The sequence below is a fragment of the Aeromonas sp. R2-3 genome, from assembly GCF_040908375.1.
GTDB lineage: Bacteria > Pseudomonadota > Gammaproteobacteria > Enterobacterales > Aeromonadaceae > Aeromonas > Aeromonas veronii.
The window spans coordinates 141677-148474 of the sequence record NZ_JBFODP010000024.1; the positions used below are offsets into that span (position 1 = coordinate 141677).

4 protein-coding genes, 1 tRNA gene and 1 rRNA gene are annotated in these 6798 nt (G+C 58.8%); all 6 read right to left on the reverse strand.

The genetic code is table 11. The features are described 5' to 3' along the window. Positions 1-35 precede the first annotated feature (35 nt). Positions 36-1481, reverse strand: coding sequence for an amino acid permease (locus tag AB5Z02_RS12560; RefSeq protein WP_368216088.1), 1446 nt, complete (start codon positions 1479-1481; stop codon positions 36-38). 103 nt (positions 1482-1584) lie between these two features. Then, the gene (locus tag AB5Z02_RS12565; RefSeq protein ID WP_201872740.1) at positions 1585-2040 is read right to left on the reverse strand and encodes a beta-galactosidase subunit beta; all 456 of its coding nucleotides are present in this window, start codon (positions 2038-2040) and stop codon (positions 1585-1587) included. Continuing rightward, entirely contained in the window at positions 2037-5111 is a 3075-nt protein-coding gene (gene ebgA, locus AB5Z02_RS12570; RefSeq protein WP_368216089.1) for a beta-galactosidase subunit alpha, read from the reverse strand. The genes AB5Z02_RS12565 and ebgA overlap by 4 nt, the downstream gene beginning before the upstream one ends. A 321-nt stretch (positions 5112-5432) precedes the next feature. Beyond that, positions 5433-6398, reverse strand: coding sequence for a transcriptional regulator EbgR (ebgR, locus tag AB5Z02_RS12575; protein ID WP_005342046.1), 966 nt, complete (start codon positions 6396-6398; stop codon positions 5433-5435). 165 nt (positions 6399-6563) lie between these two features. Further along, positions 6564-6678, reverse strand: a 5S ribosomal RNA gene (gene rrf / locus AB5Z02_RS12580). A 27-nt stretch (positions 6679-6705) separates the two neighbouring features. Next, a tRNA-Thr gene (locus AB5Z02_RS12585) sits at positions 6706-6781 on the reverse strand. Positions 6782-6798 lie beyond the last annotated feature (17 nt).

Genomic DNA, 6798 nt, shown 5'->3' on the forward strand with positions numbered 1-6798 from the left:
CGGCCACCCGGTTTGATTGGAATTCAATGCAGTGGCTATGGCGTCTGCATGGCAACCTGCGCCGTCGGCTGGGCCTCTTTCGCACGCGCTTCGGCACTGAGGGACGCCTCGTATCTGTTGTATTTCCACCAGGCGAAGCCGAGGAAAATCACGATCCCGCCGACGTTGTAGAAGATGATGGTCATGATGTCGGCGCCGGTCGGGAAGGTGGAGGCGAGAAAGCCCACCGAGAAGATGGCGATCAGCACCGAGACCACGGCGATGCCGGTGGTGCGCGAACCCATCCTGAACTCCCGCGGCAGGTGATCCAGCTTCAGCCGCAGATTGAGGTAGGCCAGCATGATGAACAGCGGCGGCAGCATGGAGGCGGCGGCGGTCATGTTGATGACGGTGTTCATCAGATCCTGCGCGGTGTTGGAGCCCAGAGTCGGGATCACCATCAGCGGCAGCACGATGAGGTACTGGATCCAGGCTGCGCGGGCGGGCACGCCGTTCTCGTTCAGCTCGACCGTCTTCTTGCCGAAGATACCGGCCGGGATTTCGGAGAAGAAGATCTTCACCGGGGTCGCCGTCCACATCAGCAGGGAACCGAACATGGCGGTGAAGGAGACCAGCCCGACGAAGCGGTTCATCAGGATCTCCGGCAGGCCGAAGTAGGCTGCCAGCCCTTCAAACACCTGCACCGAGCCGCCGGTGTATTTCAGGGTGTCGCTGTGGACGAACACGTTGATCAACAGCGATGCAATGGAGTAGAGCACGCCGATAAAGATCCCGGCGACGATGATCACCTTCACGAAGGACTTGGAGCCACCTTTCACGTCATTGACGTAGACCGCCACCGACTCGGCGCCACCGGCTGCCATAAAGATCCAGGTGGTGATGCCGAGGAAGGCCCAGCTGAAATCGGGGATCATCGCCTCTACCGTGATGGGGTCAGCCGGCTGCACGCCGCCCACCAGTGCCGCACCCGCCAGCAGAATGTAGGAGAGGGTCAGCAGCAGCATCAGGGACGAGGTCACCGAGGTGATGGGGCCGAGCATCTTGGCGCCGTTGGTGGAGACGTAAGTGGCAAAGGCAAACAGCACCATGCTCAATGCCGTGGTCGCCACCGGGGTGAGAATGTACTCGTAGCCGAGGAAGGCATAGGAGGCGTAGGCGATAACCCGCGGCAGCAAGGAGGTGAAGAAGAAGAGGTTCACGAACCAGTAGGTGTAAGCGGAAATAAAGGCCCAACGACCGCCGAGAGAGCTCTTCACCCAGGCATAAACCCCCGCTTCGGAGTTTTTGTTCAGTGACACAAATTCCGCAATGATCAGGCAAAACGGAATGAAGTAGAAAATGGTGGCCAGAAAGAACATCGGGGCCGAGGCCAGACCGATCTCGATGTTGTTGTTGATGACGTTGTTGAAGCTGAATACCGCCGCGAAGGTGAGCGACAGCAGACCAAACTTGCCTATCGTATTCCGTTTGGAATCAGACATGGTGCATCTCCAGACCTGTAGTTATCTCAGCGAAAGGGCGGGGCATGATTTGTAGGGTGAGCCCCGCCCTTCCGGCTTTTATCAGTGCAGAACCGGCGGCTTGTTATTTGTTCTTGAAGTAGCCGCCTTCGACGGTGACCTTGATGATCACCTTGCGCACCGGGCTGTCGCCTGTGAACCGGTAAGCCTCGTCGTTCTCGAAGATCACCACCTGACCGTTGCCGACTTTCTGGCGCTCACGCACCTCGCCGGCCAGCCACTCGCGGTCTGTGGTGTCGTCGTAAGCCTGCTCGACCGCCAGCTCGCTCTTGGCAGCCCACTCCACCGTCTCTGCCCCTTCCAGGTAGTAGTGAACGTCGAAGTAGCGGCGCTGCCCCTCGAACAGTGAGGTAGCCGGGCTGGCCCCCTCCTGCAAGCGGTAGGTGAGGGAGTCACCGATGGAGTGGCAAATGCCGGGCTTGAGGTTCGGCAGGTTGTTGATGGCCTCCACGCAGCGGCCCCACTTCTTGCCCTCCCGGTAGATGTTTTTGAACAGGGTCAGGTTGTCCAGGGTGATCATGCGAGGTTCCTCCCGCCGTTGATGGTGAGATCGAGCCCGGCCAGCGCAGCCGGATTGAGGTTGCCACGGGCGATGGGCAGCAGGGTCAGGCCGAAGCTGAACGGCTCGAAGCGCACCCGCCAGGAGTCCAGCACCTCGGAGCCCCAGGAGTTGGAGCCAAGCCCCAGTACCTTGTGATCCAGATTGAGGGTGAGATAACCGCTCGGTTCCAGCTCGTTGATGTGCTGCGCCGCGTGGATATGCTCCCAGCTGTAGGGCCAGACGCTCAGATTGATGGGGGCATCGGGTCGCACGTAGAGACCGGCGCCGTGGCGGTTGGTCAGGGTCGCCCAGCGCACCTGCTGGCGGTTGCCGTTATCCTGCGGGAAGGGATAGTGCTCCCACATCTCGCTGACTGTGCTCTGGAAGCTGTCGATCCAGTTACTCTGGCGGCTGTCCTGATAGTTCTCGCCCGGTCCCATGCCGTAGTAGTGAACCCGGTCGAGATCCTGACGAATGCCCAGCTCGAAGCCGATCTTGGGAATGATGTCGTCATAGCCGCCGTAGGGCTGACCAGAGAGCGCCACGTGCAGTTGGCCGTTCGGGCTCAGGGTGTAGACGTAGCGGCAACGCATGCCGAAGTCGAACACCGGCGGCGCGATCAGACTCTCCACCGTTACCTCAACCGCCTCGCCCAGCTGACGCCAGCTCAAGGTGCGGAAGTGCTCCTGCATGATCTGCAGGTGATTCGGGTGCCACAGGCTCTCGTACTCCTGCTTGTGGTTGTCGATCATCGGCTTGAAGAAGGTGAGGCGCGGCGACCGTTCAATCAGCTCAATGCCATCCTGCTGCCAGCTCACCAGCTTGCCATCGAGGCGCGAGAAGCGCAGGGCAAAGCCGCTGCCACTCAAGGTCAGGTCAAGGCGCTCATCGGCGATATGCAACGGGGTAGCGTTGGGATTGGCAAAGGGCTGCGGCTGGCGAGTCGATGCCTTCAGTTGAAACTGGTACTGGCCCAACTCGTGCTCTGCCGCGCTGTAGCGGGTGGCAGTCGCCTTGATGACCCGCAACTGGACGAAGGTTTCCCGCCCATCAAGCGTGGGCAATTCGAGTTGCAGCTCGGCGATGGCACCGGGAGCAACCCCTTCCAGCCGGATTTGCTGGCTGGCCAGCAGTTCGCCCTCGGCCTTCACTTCAACCAGCAGGTGGATGTCGTCGAGAGTGGAGAACCAGTAGCGGTTTTCCACCGCCAGCTTGCCGCTCGCCAGATCCAGAGCGCGCACCTTGACCGGGCAGATCACCTGCTTGTATTCGCGCAGGCCAGGCCCCGGGGTCTGATCCGGATAGATGAGGCCATCCATGCAGAAGTTGTAGTTGTTGGGGTAGTCGCCGTAGTCGCCGCCGTACTTGTAGACCGGGCGCCCCTGCTCGTCCTGATCCAGAATGCCGTGATCGCACCACTCCCAGATGTAGTGACCCTGAATGTGGGGATGGCGGTCGAACACCTGCTGATATTCGCTAAGACCACCCGGGCCGTTGCCCATGGCGTGGGCGTATTCGCAGATAATGCGTGGCTTCGCCATCGGGAACTCGCCGAAGCAGTTCATCTGGGAGACGCGGGAGTACATGGTGCTCACCACATCCACCACCTCGGCATCGCGATCCTCTTCGTAGTGCACCAGCCGGGTCGGGTCGATCGCCTTGCAGCGCTGGTACATGGCTCTGATGTTGCAGCCGTAGCCGGACTCGTTGCCGAGCGACCAGATGATGATGGAGGGGTGGTTCTTCTGGGCGTGCACATGGCGCTCGATGCGATCCACGAACACCGGCTCCCAGAAGGGATCGTCGGTGATGCGGCTGAGATCGCCGACGTTGGCAAAACCGTGAGTCTCCACGTCGGTCTCCGCCATCACAAACAGGCCGTACTGGTCGCACAGCTCGTAGAAGCGCGGGTCGTTAGGGTAGTGGGCGGTGCGCACCGAGTTGAGGTTGTGCTGCTTCATCAGCACGATATCGCGCTCCACCCGATCCATGCCGACCGCGCGGCTCTTGAGGTGGTCGTTGTCGTGGCGGTTCACCCCGTGCAGCTTGAGGTAGTGGCCGTTGACGTAGAAGAGGCCATCTTGGACCTTGATTTCACGCACCCCGACCCGCTGCGGGATCACTTCCAGCAGCTCGCCCTGACCGTTGTAGAGGGAGAGTTGCAGCTGATAGAGGTACGGATCTTCGGCGCTCCACAGATGGGGATTGGCCATATCCAGCGTGAAGCGGCAATCACACTTGCCGTCGATGGCGAGATGGTCGAGTGTGCCACTGGCGATCTCGCTGCCCTGATCCAGGAGCGACCAGACCAGACGGTAATCTCGGGCAGCAGCCCCCAGATTCTCCAGCTGGATATCGCAGCTAAGAGTGGCGCTCTGATTGTCATCCGCCAGCGCGGTGCGGATAAAGAAGTCCTGCACATGGGCGGCCGGTTTGCCCACCAGATAGACGTCGCGGAAGATCCCCGCCATCCACCACATGTCCTGATCTTCGATATAGGTGGAGTCAGCCCACTGCATCACCCGCACCGACAGCAGGTTCTCGCCAACCTTGGCGTAGGCGCTGATATCGAACTCGGCGGTGAGACGACTGCCCTTGCTGAAGCCAACGTAGTGGCCGTTCACATAGACCTCGAAGTAGGTCTCCACCCCGTCAAACTTGATGATCACCTGCTCGCCGTCCCAGGCCGGGCTCAGTATGAAGCTGCGCTGATAAGCGCCGGTGGGGTTGTTGGTCGGCACGAAGGGCACGTCGATGGGGAAGGGAAAACCTTCGTCGGTGTACTGCAGATTGCCATGCCCTTCCATCTGCCACATGTTGGGCACGGTAATCTGGCCCCACTCGCTCATGGGGCTGTGATAGAAGGCTTCCGGCACCTGCAGGGGGTGGTCGAAGTAGTGGAACTGCCACTGGCCGCCAAGGCTAAGAAAACGGCGGCTCAGCTCGCGCTGCATGGTGGCCGCCAGCGCGTGGTCGGCATAAGAGAAGAAGTAGGCGCGCGGAGCCAGCCTGTTTTCACCAACGAATTGGACGTTTTCCCAGTTATTCACATGTCCTCCCGGAACAAGGCAACGTTAACTGGGTAAACTCTAGATAAACATTTACTAAATATCAGCTTTGGATTGGTAAAGTTTTAACCTGATCACAATGAACAGATGGTTTTGTGAGCGAGATCAGAAGCGGGAGATAAAGGAGGGCAAGATATGGATGAGTGGCATAGATGTTGATAGCCGTTGGCTGAACTGCAATAAAATCAACGATAAAACAATATGATATGACGTAATGGGATGATGTAGGAAAGAGGTTTGCTTGGGAGAGGTGTCGCACCACCGCAAGATGGTGCGACTAAAAAGCTAGTGGTTTTACTAAAATCAGCGAGTGGTGCCACGCAGGGTCAACTTGCTCGGTACCAACACCCGGAGTGGAATATCCCGCTCGTCTCGCAGCCGCTCAACCAGCAGATTAACCCCCTGAGAGCCCATCAACTCGGAGTGGATCCGCACCGTGGAGAGCGGCGGGAAGGTGAACTTGGCGGTCGGGATATCGTTGACGCTGATAAGCTCGATCTGCTGGGGAATCGCCAGTCCCTTCTCATGAATGGCACGCAGCACGCCAATGGCGATGGAGTCGGAGGCAACGAACAGCGCCTTGGGCCAATCCCCTGCCAGCATCTCCTTCGCCAACTGGTAGCCGGAAGCGCTGGAGAAATCTCCACGATAGAGGTCGCTCTCCTGCACCACCCCCAGCCGCTGGCCATAATCCCGGAAGGCCAGTTCGCGCAGATCCGGATTCTCATCCTGGCCACCGATATAACCGATACGCTGGTGCCCCTGCGCGATGAAGTAATCGACTACCTGCTGGCTGATCAGGGCGAGATCCACATCGACCGAGTCGAACTCTCCCTGTGAACGGCAGTCGACAAACACCAGCTGGCTGGAACAAGCCCTTAGCTGGACGAGACGCTCGGCTGTGAGGGTACCGACCACCAGAATGCCATCCACGGCGCTCAGTTCGCGCCCTTCACCGCAGTTGTAGAGATGGGTCAGTTCGATATTGAGGCGGGCACTCTGGGTCTCGATGCCATAACGGATAGCGAGATAGTAAGGGTCGTTGACCTCGGTACTCTGGGGATAGGCATAGACCACCAGAAAGTGCAGCTTGCTCTTGTGTACCCCCTTGCGGGCGCTGCTGGTCTTGTACTCCAGCCGTTCGGCAATCTCGAAGATCCGCTGCTTGGTCTCTTCCTTGACGCTCAGGCTGGGATCCTCGTTCAGTACCCGGGATACCGTGGCGAGAGAAACCCCCGCTTCCTGTGCAATTTCCTTCAACGTAGCCATCAATACCTCGCTGGCAGCATCACGTGTTAATCGGCAACGGCTAAAGAGTAACGGGCAATCCCTTGATAGCCCAGCACTTTTACTAAAATCCCGGTGGCATGGCAGATTTTTGGAACACAGAAATGCAAAAAGGCCTCCCGAATGGGAGGCCTCTTCTAAATAGGTGCCTGACAGTGTCCTACTCTCGCATGGCGAATGCCACACTACCATCGGCGCTACCGCGTTTCACTTCTGAGTTCGGCATGGGATCAGGTGGTTCCACGGCGCTATTGCCGTCAGGCAAAAGCTTTTAAAACTAACTTGAAAATGGTGCTGATACCCAGAATCGAACTGGGGACCTCATCCTTACCAAGGATGCGCTCTACCGACTGAGCCATATCAGCACACTAACCGGTAAAGA

Excerpts from the sequence above, each read along its gene's own strand:
- ebgR (WP_005342046.1), bottom strand. The coding sequence starts at position 6,398 with ATGGCTACGTTGAAGGAAATTGCACAGGAAGCGGGGGTTTCTCTCGCC.
- AB5Z02_RS12560 (WP_368216088.1), bottom strand. The coding sequence starts at position 1,481 with ATGTCTGATTCCAAACGGAATACGATAGGCAAGTTTGGTCTGCTGTCG.
- AB5Z02_RS12565 (WP_201872740.1), bottom strand. The coding sequence starts at position 2,040 with ATGATCACCCTGGACAACCTGACCCTGTTCAAAAACATCTACCGGGAG.